The sequence below is a fragment of the Clostridium sp. genome, assembly GCF_036646415.1.
Classification (GTDB): domain Bacteria; phylum Bacillota; class Clostridia; order Clostridiales; family Clostridiaceae; genus Clostridium_J.
Genome location: NZ_JAVXMF010000010.1, coordinates 25,506 through 42,242 on the forward strand (window position 1 = coordinate 25,506; position 16,737 = coordinate 42,242).

The 16,737-nt window shown below is 30.6% G+C and carries 13 protein-coding genes and 1 other annotated feature; of the genes, 4 read left to right on the plus strand and 9 right to left on the minus strand.

Annotated elements, in window-relative coordinates:
• Positions 1-132: 132 nt before the first annotated feature.
• The 5 genes from RSD37_RS08645 to RSD37_RS08665 form a co-directional block, all read right to left on the minus strand.
• Positions 133-1,659, minus strand: coding sequence for a VanW family protein (locus RSD37_RS08645; RefSeq protein WP_346946322.1), 1,527 nt, complete (start codon positions 1,657-1,659; stop codon positions 133-135).
• A 376-nt stretch (positions 1,660-2,035) separates the two neighbouring features.
• Positions 2,036-3,214, minus strand: a complete 1,179-nt coding sequence (locus tag RSD37_RS08650) for an acetyl-CoA C-acetyltransferase (protein WP_346946323.1) — start codon at positions 3,212-3,214, stop codon at positions 2,036-2,038.
• A gap of 404 nt (positions 3,215-3,618) precedes the next feature.
• Positions 3,619-4,986, minus strand: a complete 1,368-nt coding sequence (locus tag RSD37_RS08655) for a sigma 54-interacting transcriptional regulator (RefSeq protein ID WP_346946324.1) — start codon at positions 4,984-4,986, stop codon at positions 3,619-3,621.
• A 124-nt stretch (positions 4,987-5,110) separates the two neighbouring features.
• Complete coding sequence (locus tag RSD37_RS08660) at positions 5,111-5,650, minus strand: Gx transporter family protein (protein ID WP_346946325.1); 540 nt, start codon at positions 5,648-5,650, stop codon at positions 5,111-5,113.
• An 8-nt stretch (positions 5,651-5,658) separates the two neighbouring features.
• Positions 5,659-6,051, minus strand: a complete 393-nt coding sequence (locus RSD37_RS08665) for a NusG domain II-containing protein (protein WP_346946326.1) — start codon at positions 6,049-6,051, stop codon at positions 5,659-5,661.
• A gap of 366 nt (positions 6,052-6,417) precedes the next feature.
• Between RSD37_RS08665 and RSD37_RS08670 the strand changes: the two genes are divergently transcribed.
• Positions 6,418-6,813 (plus strand): FMN-binding protein, encoded by a 396-nt coding sequence (locus RSD37_RS08670; protein ID WP_346946327.1) that lies wholly within the window; start codon positions 6,418-6,420, stop codon positions 6,811-6,813.
• A gap of 210 nt (positions 6,814-7,023) precedes the next feature.
• Positions 7,024-8,070: an FAD:protein FMN transferase gene (locus tag RSD37_RS08675; protein WP_346946328.1), complete on the plus strand. Its 1,047-nt coding sequence runs from the start codon at positions 7,024-7,026 to the stop codon at positions 8,068-8,070.
• 116 nt (positions 8,071-8,186) lie between these two features.
• Here the strand turns inward: RSD37_RS08675 and RSD37_RS08680 are convergent, their stop codons facing one another.
• Entirely contained in the window at positions 8,187-11,078 is a 2,892-nt protein-coding gene (locus RSD37_RS08680; protein WP_346946329.1) for a hypothetical protein, read from the minus strand.
• A 230-nt stretch (positions 11,079-11,308) separates the two neighbouring features.
• Positions 11,309-11,544: a binding site (T-box leader), on the plus strand.
• A gap of 66 nt (positions 11,545-11,610) precedes the next feature.
• On the opposite strand from RSD37_RS08680, the gene cysK reads away from it, so the two are divergent.
• Together cysK and epsC are read left to right on the plus strand one after the other, a co-directional pair.
• Complete coding sequence (gene cysK / locus RSD37_RS08685; RefSeq protein ID WP_346946330.1) at positions 11,611-12,543, plus strand: cysteine synthase A; 933 nt, start codon at positions 11,611-11,613, stop codon at positions 12,541-12,543.
• A complete protein-coding gene (epsC, locus tag RSD37_RS08690) occupies positions 12,536-13,066 on the plus strand; it encodes a serine O-acetyltransferase EpsC (protein ID WP_346946331.1) in 531 nt (176 codons plus the stop codon). Before cysK ends, epsC begins: the two co-directional genes overlap by 8 nt.
• A 100-nt stretch (positions 13,067-13,166) precedes the next feature.
• Here the strand turns inward: epsC and RSD37_RS08695 are convergent, their stop codons facing one another.
• The 3 genes from RSD37_RS08695 to yjeM all read right to left on the minus strand — a co-directional run bounded on the left by RSD37_RS08695 (position 13,167) and on the right by yjeM (position 16,644).
• Positions 13,167-13,748, minus strand: a complete 582-nt coding sequence (locus RSD37_RS08695) for an XRE family transcriptional regulator (protein WP_346946332.1) — start codon at positions 13,746-13,748, stop codon at positions 13,167-13,169.
• Positions 13,749-13,946: 198 nt separating this feature from the next.
• On the minus strand, positions 13,947-14,756 hold the full coding sequence (locus RSD37_RS08700) for a ZIP family metal transporter (RefSeq protein ID WP_346946333.1): 810 nt from the start codon (positions 14,754-14,756) through the stop codon (positions 13,947-13,949).
• 361 nt (positions 14,757-15,117) lie between these two features.
• Positions 15,118-16,644, minus strand: coding sequence for a glutamate/gamma-aminobutyrate family transporter YjeM (gene yjeM / locus RSD37_RS08705; RefSeq protein ID WP_346946334.1), 1,527 nt, complete (start codon positions 16,642-16,644; stop codon positions 15,118-15,120).
• Between the last annotated feature and the right edge of the window lie 93 nt (positions 16,645-16,737).

Consider the following 16,737-nt stretch of genomic DNA (forward strand, 5'->3'; position numbering starts at 1 on the left):
ACCTTTATAAACAAATATATATATTATTATTTACTAAAAAACCATTTACTATTAGAACAAATTTAATTCATAGAAAAAGTCTAACCTATTATAGTTTAGGTTAGACCTGTTTTATTATTGCTCAATTTAAAATTAGCCTTCAGCTGGTGGTTCAACTGGTTTTTCAATTGGTGGTTTTGGTTCTGGTTCTGATGGTTTTGGTGCCGGTGCTGGTGCTGGTGCTGGTGGTTTTGGTGCCGGTACCTTTGTTCCTCTTTTAATTATTTTTGTTGATGGAGTATATGTATCATTATTCATTAATTCTCGTGATATCTCTGCTCCATTTTGATATATAACTTTATAAGCTCTAACTTTAGAACCTTGAGATCCAGCCTGCTCTACAACTTCTTTTCCAACTTCTAATGTTGCATCATCCTTATATTTCACAGGTGCTTGTGTTGTTTCATAAACTTCATATGGGAAGCTATAAGTTTTCCCTGCATTTACACTTGAATGTGAATATATATTAATGGTTACTTGTCCGCCCCCTGCATATCCTTCAAGATATAATGGATAGTCATAAGGATTAGTAAATACATAATCTATTGAACCATAGGAAATAGTAGCATCTAGACCTGGATCCACATATCCTACTGGCATACTATGGTTTAATCTTTGATCTGGAGTTATACCCGATCTTAATACTGCATTATGAAGAGTTGAGGAAACCTGACAAATACCTCCACCATATCCAATCTCAACCTTTTCTCCCACATATACTCCACCTGGTTTATAACCTTTATCTGGTGTGGTATCTCCTACTATAGTATTAAAACTAAAGCTTTCTCCTGGCATTAATACCGTGCCACTTAAAGTATTTACACCTAATTCTATATTTGTACTTCTGTTTGCATCGGAAGCACGATAGTTAGAATAAAATGTAGATATTTGAGTATTAATAGCCGCTAGCTTTTCCTTTGTTTTATCAGGAGCATCGTCTTTTATAGTTGCAACTATATCTAGATTTCCTTCTTTATTTTCTGTTATTTTCGTGTTTATATCATTTATTAAAGCTTGTACATCTAATGTTTTACCAACAACCTCGTCTGTTACATTAAAACTTCCACCTGATTTTGAGATTGTAGCATTTTTCTTTTCAACATTGATTTCACTTTCTATAGTTTTAGCCATAGCACTTATAACTTCATCATTATAAGTAAAGCTTATTGGAAACTCTTTCTTATCTTTACCTCTTATAGCCTTAAATTTATCAACATATCCTAAATCTCTGTTATAATCAAAGGCACTATTTACAGTATCTTCTATATTGTATTCAATCTGTAAATCTGAGTAGTTTATATTGTATGACTTATCTCCAGCTTTGATATTAATAACTCGACTTCCAAGGGCTTCTTGGTGTTTGTCGGTTAATTCTTTTATAGCCTCTTCCTTAGTTTTTGATCCCATATCTATACCTTCAACAATTACACCAGGCATAATAATTGCTTCATATTTTGATACAGTAGTGTAAATGTATGTAGTTACACCAACAAAAACTAGAATAACTATAGTTATTACGGAAGAAATTGCTATGATTTTAGCCTTTTTGTTAGATTTTTTCAAATCTGGATTTGGGGAAACGCTAGTGTTGTCTCCACCATCATTTAGGTTTATATCCATAGTAACATTCCTTTCATATTACAAATTTCAAAATCCATTTAATATATGAATTATACCATATTTCATTGGTATTTTCATTTATAATATTATTACGATTTTATTACAATATATTCCTTTAAACATCCTAGGAATATATAAATAAATCTATTGTAAAATTTTAACATAATACCATTGTAAATTCAACTATTTTTGTTATTTATTGTATGTGAAAATTTACTCTACAAATACATCTTGTGTTTTAATCAGATTATCTATTATTCATTTAAATATTCACACAATAAAAATCAGTTCATTAATTATAATGAACTGATTTTTTATTGAAATCTTACATAAAAAATACATTTATAAAAATCATATTTTTGTTAAGTCTTTTCACTTATCTTTCTATTACTATAGCAATTCCTTGTCCGCCACCTATACATAATGTAGCAAGACCTTTTTTGTCATCTCTTTTAATCATTTCATGGATAAGAGTAGTTAATATTCTAGCTCCTGATGCTCCAACTGGGTGTCCAATTGCTATAGCTCCACCATTAACATTTACTTTGCTCATATCAAATTGTAAGTCTTTAGCTACAGCAAGTGATTGTGCAGCAAAAGCTTCGTTTGCTTCTATTAAATCTAAATCCGCAACTGTTAATCCAGCTTTAGATAGTGCTTTTCTTGTAGATTCAAATGGTCCATATCCCATTATTTGTGGATCTAATCCTGCTGATGCATATGATTTTATAGTTGCAAGATATTTAACTCCTAGAGATTCTGCTTTTTCTTTAGACATAACTATGAACATAGCAGCTCCATCATTGATTCCTGATGCATTACCTGCAGTAACTGTTCCACCTTTTTTGAATGCTGGCTTAAGTTTTCCTAATTTTTCAATAGTTGAACCAAATTTAGGGAACTCATCTGTATCAAATACAACTGGCTCTCCTTTTCTTTGTGGAATTTCAACTGGAACTATTTCGTCTTTAAATCTTCCTTCTTTAACTGCTTTCTCAGCTTTTAATTGGCTGCTTAAAGCAAACTCATCTTGCATTTCTCTTGTAAGTTCCCATTTCTCAGCTATGTTTTCTGCTGTCATTCCCATGTGATAGTCATTGAATGCATCCCATAAACCATCTTTGATCATTGTATCAACGATAGCTCCATCGCCCATTCTTTGTCCCCATCTTGTAGTTGGTAATACATATGGAGCATTACTCATGCTTTCTGTTCCACCACAAAGTATTACATCTGCATCTCCTGATTTTATTGCTTGAGCAGCTAAAGTTACTGCTTTTATTCCTGAACCACAAACTTTATTGATGCTGATAGCTGTAGATTCTTCATTTAATCCTGCTTTTAATGCTACTTGTCTTCCAACGTTTTGGCCAAGTCCTGCACTTAAAACATTTCCTATTATAGCTTCATCAATGATTGATGCATCTATACCAGCTCTTTTAATAGCTTCCTTTGCTGCTACAGCACCAATTTCTGCTGCTGATAATTTTGATAAACTTCCTCCGAATGAACCTACTGCTGTTCTAACAGCACTTACAATAACAACTTCTTTCATTTTAATTATTCCACCTTTTCTTTTAATTTTTTTTATAAATTTATCCATAGTTACACAATTTGTAACATTTTAACTTTTAAATTTATACTGTATGTACATTTACTATACTACAACACATTATAATATAAAGCAATTCCCATGCCAACTTCTGAAACCCTTGAAAATAGCTAGTTTCATATAAATTTATTCTTCCTCAGTGTAAACCCAAGTTTACACTGCACCTTTTCTGAAATCTTTGTTAATCATATAACAGCACTGTTAAATTAATCACCTAAAGCAATATCAAGCTTCCACGATTTTTTTATTTCAATTTATTGCTGTACTTAACTAAATTATTACTTTCATTTCATAAACCAAACCACACATGTAAACTTAGTTTACATGTGTGGTTTGGTTTACACTTTTTAAATTTCAATATCAAATCTTTTCATTTTTTTATATAATCCTTGACGACTAATTCCTAAAACTTTAGAGGTTTCATTTTTATTTCCATTAAACTTCTTTAAAGTTTCCAAAATAACGTTTTTTTCTATTTCATCAACAATATCCTTAAGCTGTTTATTTTCATAAACTATATCATTCTTTTTACACTTTAAGATCTTTGTTGGTAAATGTTCTGGAAGAATCTGAAGTTCAGTATTTAAAAGGTTTATAGCTCGTTCAATACAGTTTTCTAGCTCTCTAACATTTCCCGGCCAGTTATAGCTTTTAAGATAATCCATAGTTTCCTCTGATATCCCTTCACTATATATACCATATTTATTACACAGCTTTACTCTTAAGGTTTCTGCTAAAATCTCTATATCTTCTCTTCTTTCTCTTAGTGGAGGAAGTTTTATATGCATTACATTAAGTCTATAATACAAGTCCTCTCTGAATTTTTTTTCTTCTGTAAGACTCAATAAATCCTTGTTTGTTACTGCAATTACCCTAACATCAATTTTCTTTACATCATTGCTACCAACTCTTACAATTTCTCTCTCTTGAAGTACTCTAAGTAGTTTTACTTGCATAAAAAGTGGCATATCTCCAATTTCATCTAGTAAAATAGTTCCTCCATCTGCAAGCTCAAACTTTCCCTTCATACCAGTTTTCTTTGCCCCAGTAAAGGCTCCTTCCTCATATCCAAACATTTCAGATTCGAATAATTCAGGTGGAATGGCTCCACAGTTTATCTTTACAAAAGGTTTTCTAGCTCTCCTACTACTATTGTGTATTGCTTGGGCAAAAAGCTCTTTCCCCGTTCCACTTTCTCCAGTAATTAGTATAGATGAATCGCCCTTAGCAATTTTATCTGCAAACTTTGCAACAGATAAAAATGCTTTACTACTACCTATAAGCTTATCAAAGGTATATGTGGCTTTATTTCCTTCGATTAACTCATTCTTATAAAATTGAACTTCCTTTTCTAAATGAGATATTTTGCTGCTCAATATCTTAAAATTGTCTATATCCTTAAACATTACTCTACCTATAGCACCTCTAATTTTACCATTTATTATTATAGGCACCCTCATAGATATCATTTTATGTTCATTTACTTCTTGGATATCTCCAACCTCCCTAAAGCCAGTTTTAGCTATAACATGTAGCTTAGTATTTGGTATAATCTTAGTTACATGAGTTCCTTCAGGATTTTTACACCCTAAAAATTCTTTGTAACCTTCAGTCATCATTGTAATAATTCCATCTTCATTAACAACTACAATATATTCATTGAGACTATTTAATGCAAAATTAAGTATTTCTTCATCAACCTTAACAATCTTCATAAGCTATACCTCCTAACAAAATATACCCTTAATGCATAAATTTAATAAACTTGTTACATTTCATACACATAATTATACTACATTAATAATTTCACTAACTATATAAAACACGTAAACTCTTATACTAAATCCATTGTCCATCTGCTCCAAATATTTTCTTTAAATGCATTACTGCAAAATTCCCTGTAATTCCAACAAAAATTCCTGTTCCAATTCCCGCAATACTCATTATTGGAAGGTATAACATAATTCCCATGGTCTTCACTATCAAGGACGCTGCAATAAGTTGTCCTACATTATGAAATACTGCCCCTACACAACTAACCCCAATTATACTTATCTTTTCTTTACCAATAGATTTTATAAATACCATAAACAAATAACTTAAGATTCCTCCCGCTAAACTATATATAAGACGAGAAATACTTCCACCAAACATTACAGATAGTAATATTCTTAAAAATAATACTAAGAAGGCTTCCTTATAGCTTAAAGTATATAATGCAATTACTGTAATAATGTTAGCAAGGCCTAGCTTTGCACCAGGGGTTATAAATGGTACAGGTATCATCCCTTCAAATATGTGTAAAACCAATGACATGGCTACAAGTAGGGATATATATATCATTTTTCTAATGTTGTTACTGATATCTTTATTATTCATATGTCACCTCAACGAGAAATTACATCTTCTTCACTATTATTGTTTGCATCGCCTACAATTTCAACAATTAACTTATTAGGAAGACATACTATCTTTTCTCCAACTTTATCTATAAATCCTGCACTCTTACATATCTGATCTGTACAATCTGCATCAACAACTCCCACTGATCCATCATGTACAACTACTTTATTAAATCCGTAATTAGATTCAAATGTGAACTCTTGATCTTGCTCTTCATTTAACGACACTCTTTCTTTTTCCTTACCATCTATAGAAATAACTGCGTAAACTTTGCCTTTATAACTCTTTTGATACTTAGTCAACATAATGTATGGCACAAATGATATAACTAATAATACAATTATTATTACTACATCTAATTTTTTCATTATCTTCATATTTCATCCCACTCTTTTATATTATTATCTTCAAACACCGTAATTTTAATCTATTATTATTATATCAGTAAATTTCATGTTTATAAAATAACTTTCTTTTTATAAACTACTCTTTTTGTAAATTTCACATAAATCATATACATTTAAAGTAATTTTTAATTAAAAATTATTACATAATATTTAATCACTTAAAAATATTGTAAATATATAAGTATAACAAGTAATTTTTAACATTTTTTTACAAACATATTTACTGTGTTTACCATTTAATATATAATATATTTATAGGAATTTAATTTTTAAGGGGGCTTTACAATGAATAAAAAAGTTATAGCTTTATTAGGATCAGTTGTTTTAACTGCAGGAATGTTAGTTGGATGTGGTTCAAAGGGAATGAAAGACGGAAGCTACAATGCTGAATTCGATACATTTGACGCTCACGGCTGGAAAGCTCAAGTTTCAATTAAAGTTGCTGATGGAAAAATCATTGAGTCTACTTTTGATTATGTAAACGAAGCTGGAGATTTAAAAAGCAAAGATGCTGGATACCAAGAAAAAATGACTGCTGCTTCCGGAATAGGCCCTGTAGAATTTTCATCTCAATATCCTGCTGATCTTGTAGCAAAACAAGACCCAACAAAAGTTGATACTATAACTGGTGCAACTACTTCTGGAGATAACTTCAAAACTTTAGCTGATGCAGCAATACAATATGCTAACGATGGAAAAACTGAAACTGCAATAGTGAAAGCAGCTAAGTAATAGTTTAAAAAATATTTATATTTCAATTAAGACTTTAGGATTTTCCTAAAGTCTTATCTTTATTTGAAGCTACATTTAAAATATTAGAAAAAATGCACTATCTAATATATACTATTACTTAATATATGATAATATAAATATATTGCTTATAAGAAATATCTAATAAACTATAGACTTTTATTAGTACTACATAAATACAGGGAGGATATTATGAAGACTTTAAAAAAACTTTCTATACTCTTAGTTTCAATTTTAATCACTGTTATGGTTACAGGTTGTGCAGATAAAAACTCATCTACTACATCCACTAACCCTACTAGTAAAACTCAGTTGGCTTTAGGAACTGTTTGTACCATAACCCTATATGATAACTCTGATGTTGAAGTTATCGATAAAGCCTTTGCAAGGTTAACAGAACTTGAGAACATCTTAAGTATAAATAAAACGGGTACCGAATTAGATGAGGTTAACAATATGGCTGGAATCTCTCCAGTTAAAGTTAGCAATGATACCATGCAGGTAGTAGTTAAGGGGTTGGAGTATTCTAAGCTTTCTAATGGTTCACTTGATATTACTATAGGACCTTTAGTTAAACTTTGGGGAATTGGAACTGAAAGTGCTAGACTTCCATCTGAAGCTGAAATAGATAAGAAAAAAGCATTGATTGATTATAACTTAGTTGAAGTTGATGAAACTAAAAATACTATTTTTCTTAAAAATTCTGATATGATTATTGATTTAGGTGCCATTGCAAAGGGTTATGCTGCTGATGAAGTAGTTAAACTCCTAAAAGACAATGGTGTTTCTAGTGCAATAATTGACTTAGGTGGAAATATATTTGCCCTTGGTAAAAAACAAGATGGTTCTCCTTGGAAGGTTGGAGTACAAAATCCTGAGAAGTCCGGTAGTGATACTATAGGATTTGTTACTACTAGTGATAAATCCATTGTTACCTCTGGAGTCTATGAAAGATACTTTGAGTTTGAAGAAAAGAGCTATCACCATATATTAAATCCTGAAACTGGTTATCCTTATGAAAAAGGTATTTTAGGTGTATCAATCGTGTCTGATACTTCTATAGATGGAGATTCACTTTCAACTACCCTATTTGCTCTTGGAGTTGATGACGGCCTAAAACTTATTGAATCTCTAGACCATGTTGATGCTATATTTATAACTAGAGATCATAATCTATACCTATCCTCAGGATTTAAGGATATATTTACTTTAACTAATGACGACTTTAAAATTAAATAAAACCTAATTATCATTATAGAAACCCTTGAATTGTAGTTTTTCTTTTTCTACAATTCAAGGGTTTTTCTTATTTATAATAGATTATTCAAATTGCCATCAATACTTCTTTTCTAGGATTATATTAATCTATGACATCTATTTTTACTATAAACAACATTACACTCTACTTGTTTACTGTACTTTAACACTTCTACCTTAATGAAGTTCATGATAATTTCAATCTCTTCATTCTCTATCATCTTTTTATTATGCTCATCATCAATACTTTTAATAGTATCATTCACTACAGATTTATCTACAGCTAACTCAGCTATAGCACCTTCAAATATCTCTTTAACATCTCCTTGAAGTTTATCTGAAATTCCTTGTAAATGTTGATTTATATTTCCACTAAGGATGGCACTAATATTTTCTTTATTTTCTATAACTTGATTTTTTATCTTAACTCTAGAATTTTCTGCCTTCTCTTCTGACTTCATAAACATCACTTTAATGCCCTCAGTTACTGTACTTAAAAACTTTTCATTTGGAATTACTGTAACTTCATAGTTAATACTATTTAAGAACTCATCATAGTAATCTAAAAATCCTTTTATTACCTCCTCAAGTGGTTTTGAAGGTATTAACTTTATTTTACTTCTAAATTCTGGATACACAGATGCTACATCATTTCTATTTTCACTTATCTTTTCTATGCTCTCTTTATGATATCCATATAACTTAGAATATTTAGCTATATAAACTTCAAATTGTTCTAGCATTAACCCATAAATATTTTTATTGCACCACTTTACAATGGCTTCACCAAAAATCTTCTCTGCTTGAACCTTAAGGGTTGCAATATCCTCTAAGTCATCAATAGAATCTAAATTTTTTTCTATTAGATCCGGAATTACACTAGCTATTTTAGCATCAGCATATTTCCCTAGGAAATCAATGTCCCCTTGAATCTTAGAAATAAACTCATTGTAGTTAGCTTTAATTTCATCCTCTATATTTGTATATTCATCTAAACATTCCTTAAGGGTATGTCTTCTTTCCTTATAAACCCCATTTGTAAACTTAATATCTTCAGTTATTGCATCCAGTGTGGTGTTAACCCCATTAGTAAAATTCTTAAACTTTAATGGTATTACAGCCTTCATATCATCTCCCATTATAGCTTCTAAAAGAGTTTTAGGCTCTGAAAAATCTTGTAAATCTATAACTTTGATTTCCTCTTTATAGACTAATAAATTTTCTATTAGCATTTTGTTATAGTTTACGTTCTCTTTAGTATATTTACCATCAGCTCTATTTATAAGTAATATTACATCTGTATCTCTGCTAACCTCTAATATATGTTTAAGATAAGTAATATCGATATCTCTTAATTCCTTATGTCCATCTATTACAATAATATTCTTATCTGCAATGTTAGCATTAATAGATTTCTCATAGGTTACAATGCATCTACTTAAATCCTTAAATATATTTCTTTTTACCACTACATCATAGGCATAATTATTCTTAATATCTTCATTTACACATAGTTCTTCATTACTTATAAACACTATATCCTTATCTTCTCTAAAAATACTTTCACCTATAATTGCATTTAAGGTTTCTTCAACAAATTTGTTTTGTATTGCATTTATACCAACCATAATCTTCTTACTATTATTTCTAGCCATATCACTTAAGCTAATTCCAGATTTTATTCCATATCTTCCGCATACCTCTTCTATGTTTTTATATAATACAGCCCAAGGATATTCGTCTAATTTATAGTTATCTCCTTTAACATTGTTTCTACATATTTCTTCACACTCTATAACATAACTATGTATATCCTTATTGTTATTATAAACCTCAATTATTGAAGCTAATTTAGTAGCTGCTTCTAAACCTTTTTCATAGCTTTCATTCTGAATTGCTGTATTCATAAGATAGAATGTAAAATCAAATTCATACTCTCTTAAATATACTTTATTATATTTGCATATTCTTATATCTTCATAGATTTCATTAAGTACAGTTATAGCTTGTGAACAATTAATAAAATCATTTTGTTTATAATTAATTTTATTAAAGGATTTTTTCAAGTAATCTAATAACCTTATCACTGATAATTCAACTGATCTAACATTCTTATATAAACTTAAAATTATATTACTCCACTCTACAACCTTTAAATCGCCCATCAGTATCTCACTGAATTCTATAACCTCATCTACACAATCTATACTTAGTTCCTCAGCAGTTACACATATATTATTTATAGCGTTTATCCAATGAGTTATATTATTCTTATTATATTCCCCAATAGCAATATCTAAAGCATTATAGTAATTCTTAGATGTAGTTAAATACTCCACCACATCTATATTTATATTCTTATAACTTGGACATATTTTTATTATGCTTCTTGCAGCATCATTAGCTTTGTCTGGAAGATTTAACACCTTACTCACTCTATAGGTTGAGTAGTGTTTCTGTAAATATAGAATTTCCTCTTCTCCAATCATGCTTTCATAAAGAGCTAAAGCTTCTTCAACCTCAACCATATCTCCAAGATTTTTTCTAGCCCACATTAAAAGTTCAAAGAAAACTACTCCATTTTTTTGTCCTAATTCCTCTGTTTGAAATCTATTTCCACCCTTTAAAAACTCTTCCATAATATCTATTACCTTAGTAAAGTACGATTTAGATAATTCAATATTATTTTCTAAGAAATATATCTCTCCTAAAGAAAAGTAGGCAATTACCAAACTCTTTAAATCCTTATATTCCATATTTCCAATAACTTTATAATCTAATTTTTCTATAACCTTTAAGAAATATTCTTTATTATTCTTATTATCTATATCAACATTATATATATTTTTTAGACTCCAATTATGATACCTCTTAAGCACTAAACATGGTCCACAACTAATACTACTATTGCTCATATCTAAATAAAAATTTAATTTACTCATATTATTTTCACATTGTTCTAAAAATCTAATTTGTTTATTTAATGACAATTTACTCACACCTTCGCTTTTAATCTTTAAAACTCTTACATCTTTACATAGCTATATGTAATTTTATCATACTATTTTATTAATATAAATGAACTTTATATTAATATATAACTTGAAAATTCTAACATTTTATTAATCTAATTCATAAAAAACTTTATATTTAGGTATTCACAAATTTAAATTTATGTGTATAATATAATTATATAGTATTCAGACCATATTAGTCAGAATTAAAGACGATGATGAAGGAGAGTAACATAGATACAAGTTACAGAGAGGAAATGTTGATGAGAATTTTCCACTGATGATTTATGTGAAGTGCCCTTTAGAGTTGAAGCTTGAAGTTATAGTAGAGTTTTCCAGGTTGGCCTGTTATAGCCATAGGATATATTTGTATCCGAAATTAAGGTGAGATATATTTATATCTAATTAGGGTGGGACCGCGAAGTTAAGCTTCGTCTCTATAAATAGAGATGGGGTTTTTTTATTATCTTTTTTTATGTTTTTATTTTACTTTTATAGGAGGTATATTATGATTTACGAAAATTTATTACAAATGGTGGGAAATACACCAATACTAAAATTAAATAACATCACTGACCATACCATGGCTACTATATATGTTAAGCTTGAAAAGTATAATCCAGGTGGCAGTGTTAAAGATAGAGCTGCATTAAGCATGATAGCGGCGGCGGAAAAAAGTGGGAAGCTAAAACCTGGTGGCGTAATTGTTGAGCCTACTAGTGGTAATACCGGCATAGCTTTGGCTATCATGGGAAAATTAAAGGGATATAAAGTTATTATTATAATGCCAGATACTATGACTATAGAGAGACGAAATCTTATGAAGTTATATGGCGCTGAATTAATATTAACTGATGGAAAGAAAGGTATGACTGGAGCAATTGAAAAAGCAAAGAATTTAGTAGCTGAAAATCCTTCTTATTTCCTTCCTAATCAATTTTCTAATGTAGACAATGTGGAGGCTCATTATGAAAATACTTCTTTAGAAATTCTTAATGATTTACCTGATCTTGATGGATTTGTAGCTGGTATTGGTACTGGTGGAACTATAAGTGGAGTTGGCAAAAGACTTAAAGAAGTCCTTCCTAATATAGTGATTAACGGTGTGGAACCTGAGTCTTCCCCTATTATATCTAAAGGCGTAAGTGGACCTCACAAAATTCAAGGTATAGGTGCTGGATTTATACCTGATATATATTTAGATAATGTTGTTGATAAAATAACCACAGTTAAAGATGAAGATGCTCTTAATACAAGTTTAATGGTTAGTTCTAAAGAGGGCTTATTCCTTGGACCATCATCTGGCGCTGCAATATTCACAGCTATTTCTCTAGCAAAAACCTTAGGTCCTGGTAAAAAAGTTCTTGCAATATCTCCAGATGGAGGAGAGAAATATTTATCTATGGATTATATTAATAAAGCAGGTTCTTTAGATGATTAAGAATTTAATATTAAATATTAAGAAAAAAGATCCAGCTATTAAAAGCACACTAGAAACATTGCTATATCCTTGTTTATACGCAATAATTTTCCATAGAGTATGCTCCTTTTTCTATAAACACGAGTTTTATTTTTTAGCACGACTACTTTCTCAGATTAGTCGTGGACTTACTGGTATAGAAATACACCCTGGTGCAACTATTGGTGAAAATTTATTTATTGACCATGGTATGGGTGTAGTAATTGGTGAAACCGCTGTAATTGGAGATGATGTAACAATATATCACGGAGTTACCTTGGGCGGTGTAGGTTATGATAAAAAAGGTAAGAGACACCCCTCTATAGGCAATAATGTAACCCTTGGTGCGGGTGCAAAATTACTTGGTCCTATCACCATTGGCAACAACGTTAAAATTGGAGCAAATTCTGTAGTTTTACATTCAATTCCCGATAACTCTACAGCCGTTGGTTCTCCAGCAAAAGTAGTAGTAAATGTTAAATACAATTCATTTTATCAAATATAATTATAAGAAAAACCACTAAGGTAGAATAAAATTTATACCTTGGTGGTTTTTCTATTAATCCATATTTATTAATGTAAAAATTTAATAAGTACTTTCCCATTTATATCTGAGTGTCCACATTCTTCTTTGTTTCGTTAGGAATGCTCACAACTAAAATTTTGCATAGTTTATTTGTGTAGTTTGCATAATTGTGGTCAACCGTAGATTTAAAATGTGCTGAATCTCCTGGATACAGATATTGCTTGTCATCGTTTATAAATAATGTAATAATACCCTCTAGTACATAAATAAATTCTTCACCATCATGATGATATGTACTAAGTGATTCATCTGTTTCACTAGGTAATATTTCAATTAATCTAGGTAATAGTGCCTTATCTTCATGATTATTTGATAATATATAGTTTATATACTTGGAATTATCTATCTTATATATGTCTCTTTCGTAACTTTTCTGTGTAAATCTCTCTCTTCTTTTTGTAGTTGATAATAAAAAATATGACAATTCCACTTCTAAAGCCTCTGCTATATTAAGTAAAGAATCTGTAGCTATACTTGTAAGACCTCTTTCAAGCTGTGATAAAAATCCAGTAGATAAGGATGTCTTTTCACTTAACTCTTTTAATGTCATTTTTTTATTTGTTCTAAGCTCTTTAATTTTACCACCTATGATTTTATTCAATAATTCCACCTCTTTGTATTATTAACTTTTATGTCATTTAATTTTTCATACTAATATTATTACTCAATACCAATACAATGTCTAGTTTATTTTTTGTATGCACATATATGTATTTACAGCTTTCACTCTTGCTTATTATTTACAAAAAGCCTCTATAATTATCATATAGAAGCTTTTAAATATTTAAAATAACTCTCTTTATCCTAATGACACATCTAAAACCATCATAATTACAAACCCAAGTAATGTTCCCATTGTTGCAAGATCTGTATTCCCTCCTAATTGAGACTCTGGAATTAACTCCTCTACAACTACAAATATCATAGCTCCTGCTGCAAATGATAGTGCATATGGAAGTAGTGGTCTCATTGCACCAACTGCTATTACTCCAAGTACTGCAGCTATAGGCTCTACAATTCCTGATGCTTGACCATATAGGAAGCTCTTCGTCCTAGATAACCCGTCTCTTCTTAGTGGAAGTGATACTGATGCCCCTTCCGGAAAGTTTTGAATGCCAATTCCAATAGCTAATGCTATTGCGCCAGCAAGGCTTGTAGATTCTAATCCATATACAATCCCACCAAAAGCTACTCCTATAGCAAGTCCTTCCGGAATATTATGAAGAGTTATTGCAAGTACTAAAAGCACACTTCTCTTCCATCCTGTCTTTATCCCTTCTGCATCTTCAGTTTTAAATCCAACATGTAGATGTGGTAATACCCTATCTATCATTAGTAAGCATACTCCACCTAATAAAAATCCAACCGTTGGTGGAATCCACTCAATAACTCCCATATCACCACTCATTTCAATGGATGGTGCTAAAAGTGACCAAAAGCTAGCTGCAATCATTACTCCTGCAGCAAATCCCATCATTATGTCTAATACTTTTCTATTTATACTTTTAAAGAAAAATACTAATGCTGCACCCAAAGCTGTAACTCCCCAAGTAAAGAGAGTAGCTAAAAATGCTTGCATTTCTGGCGTTAATCCTTTAAACCAATTCAATTGTCCCACCTCGTCATAAGCTTATATTAATATAATATTAAAACTTATATAAAGTGATAATAGTTTTCCAATTTAATTTTTAATTTGCTATATCCATAATATAATAAATAGATAGAAATAAGTACATTTCATCTTCTCATATAATATATAGATTACAACAAATAAACCATAGCCTAATTAATTAGACTATGGTTTAAATCAGTGTTAATTATTACATCATATTGTCCTAACTCAACCGCTTCGGATTATTGATTTACTAGAGGCTCTGGTAATGTCAAAATCTAAAATACAACAACTCTACAAATGGCGTTCGCTCGGATAATATTTATGTCAATTTCAACAATCACTTAAAACATAGCCATTAACGTTTCTTTTTAGATTTTTTTACAGTTGTCTCATATCTATAGAATAATGCCAATGCCACAATTGAGAAGAATATTGGTCCTGCAATACTCCATACAGTTTTAGCAATATCTCCCCCCATAGCTGGTTCTATAATAGAGAATATATTAGCGAAACCAACTGTTGCTGTTACTATCAAAGTCAGAATTATAGTAATTGCTTTATTCTTAAAAACTACAAAAGGTTTTGGTATATTATCACGCATTTTAAATGATATAAATGCTCCTGATAAAAACATGTAAGGAATTGTCATTGCTACATTTGTCATGGCTACTAGTATTGCGAAGAATTCTTCCATAACATTTCCACCAAATGATATTAGTAGAATTATTATAATTACCACAATGGCTTGAATAGTCATAGCATTCAAAGGCATACCGTTTTTCATTGTTGCCATTTTATCTGGGAATAATCCTTTAGGCGATCCTGCTATTAACTGTTTAAGTGGTGCATAGGTCATAGTAAAGAATGCACCTGTAAGAGCAAGTAACATTGATAATCCAACGAATCTACCTACCCAGTTTCCTATTTGGATAGATGTAGCTTGTGACGCTCCAAATGTTGTTCCTAATTGAAACCCTAGATTGTTCATTATAAGATATCCTACGTTACCCATGTGGACTACTTCTCCATACTTGCCGTTTACACCAAGAATTGCATCCCAATTTGTAAATATTCCTGTGCAAAATAGTCCAACTGAATATCCAACAGCTATAACTATTGCAGATATTGCAAGTCCTTTAGGAAAGGTTTTCTCTGGCTCCTCTGTTTGGTCTACCAGCCCTCCAACAACCTCTATACCTCCAAAAGCAAAGATAGCAAAAACTAAAAATGACATTGCAGATATAGGATTTTGATAGTCAGGATTTGGCGAACTAAAAAATGATGCTGCATTAACTATAGGTTGTGCTAACTCACCACCATTTCCTATCAAAATAGCTATAGCTCCAACAATTAATACTATATTAAGAGCTGCTACTGCTGTACCACCTATAGATGTTATCTTCTTAATTTTTTCTATTCCTTTGGTTGAAATATAAGTAACAAATATAATCCATACTATACCTAATATCCCAAGAGTTTTAGTTGCACTGAGACCAAATAAACTCCAAGTCTTCGTCATGTCTGTTCCTGATATAGCATTAGATAGAGTAACCCATATTCCTGATGATACATTCACCATCCATATTACTGCTGATGAATACCACATAAATGTTCCCACAAAGGCATACTTAGCATTTACGGACTTCTCCATCCATGAATAAATACCCCCAGTTTGATTTTTAAATGCGGCACCATATTCTGCCATCATAAAAGCGAATGGAATAAAAAACAATATTCCAGCCCCAATGAAGAATGGTATAGAACCATATCCCATTAAGTAAAAAGATCTTGGCATGTTATTAAAACCATATACTGATGTAAAAATCATTAGAATTAATGCTGTAATTGATAACTTTTCTGTGCTATTATCCTTTGATGACATTCTTTTTCCTCCTTTGTATAATTAATTTAATTTATCAAATTATCCTATGTAGGTTATTAAATTATCTACATAATATTAATATATTATTTCACC

Excerpts from the sequence above, each read along its gene's own strand:
- yjeM (WP_346946334.1), bottom strand. The coding sequence starts at position 16,644 with ATGTCATCAAAGGATAATAGCACAGAAAAGTTATCAATTACAGCATTA.
- RSD37_RS08650 (WP_346946323.1), bottom strand. The coding sequence starts at position 3,214 with ATGAAAGAAGTTGTTATTGTAAGTGCTGTTAGAACAGCAGTAGGTTCA.
- RSD37_RS08675 (WP_346946328.1), top strand. The coding sequence starts at position 7,024 with ATGAAGACTTTAAAAAAACTTTCTATACTCTTAGTTTCAATTTTAATC.
- RSD37_RS08670 (WP_346946327.1), top strand. The coding sequence starts at position 6,418 with ATGTTAGTTGGATGTGGTTCAAAGGGAATGAAAGACGGAAGCTACAAT.
- epsC (WP_346946331.1), top strand. The coding sequence starts at position 12,536 with ATGATTAAGAATTTAATATTAAATATTAAGAAAAAAGATCCAGCTATT.
- RSD37_RS08655 (WP_346946324.1), bottom strand. The coding sequence starts at position 4,986 with ATGAAGATTGTTAAGGTTGATGAAGAAATACTTAATTTTGCATTAAAT.
- RSD37_RS08665 (WP_346946326.1), bottom strand. The coding sequence starts at position 6,051 with ATGAAGATAATGAAAAAATTAGATGTAGTAATAATAATTGTATTATTA.
- RSD37_RS08645 (WP_346946322.1), bottom strand. The coding sequence starts at position 1,659 with ATGGATATAAACCTAAATGATGGTGGAGACAACACTAGCGTTTCCCCA.
- RSD37_RS08660 (WP_346946325.1), bottom strand. The coding sequence starts at position 5,650 with ATGAATAATAAAGATATCAGTAACAACATTAGAAAAATGATATATATA.
- cysK (WP_346946330.1), top strand. The coding sequence starts at position 11,611 with ATGATTTACGAAAATTTATTACAAATGGTGGGAAATACACCAATACTA.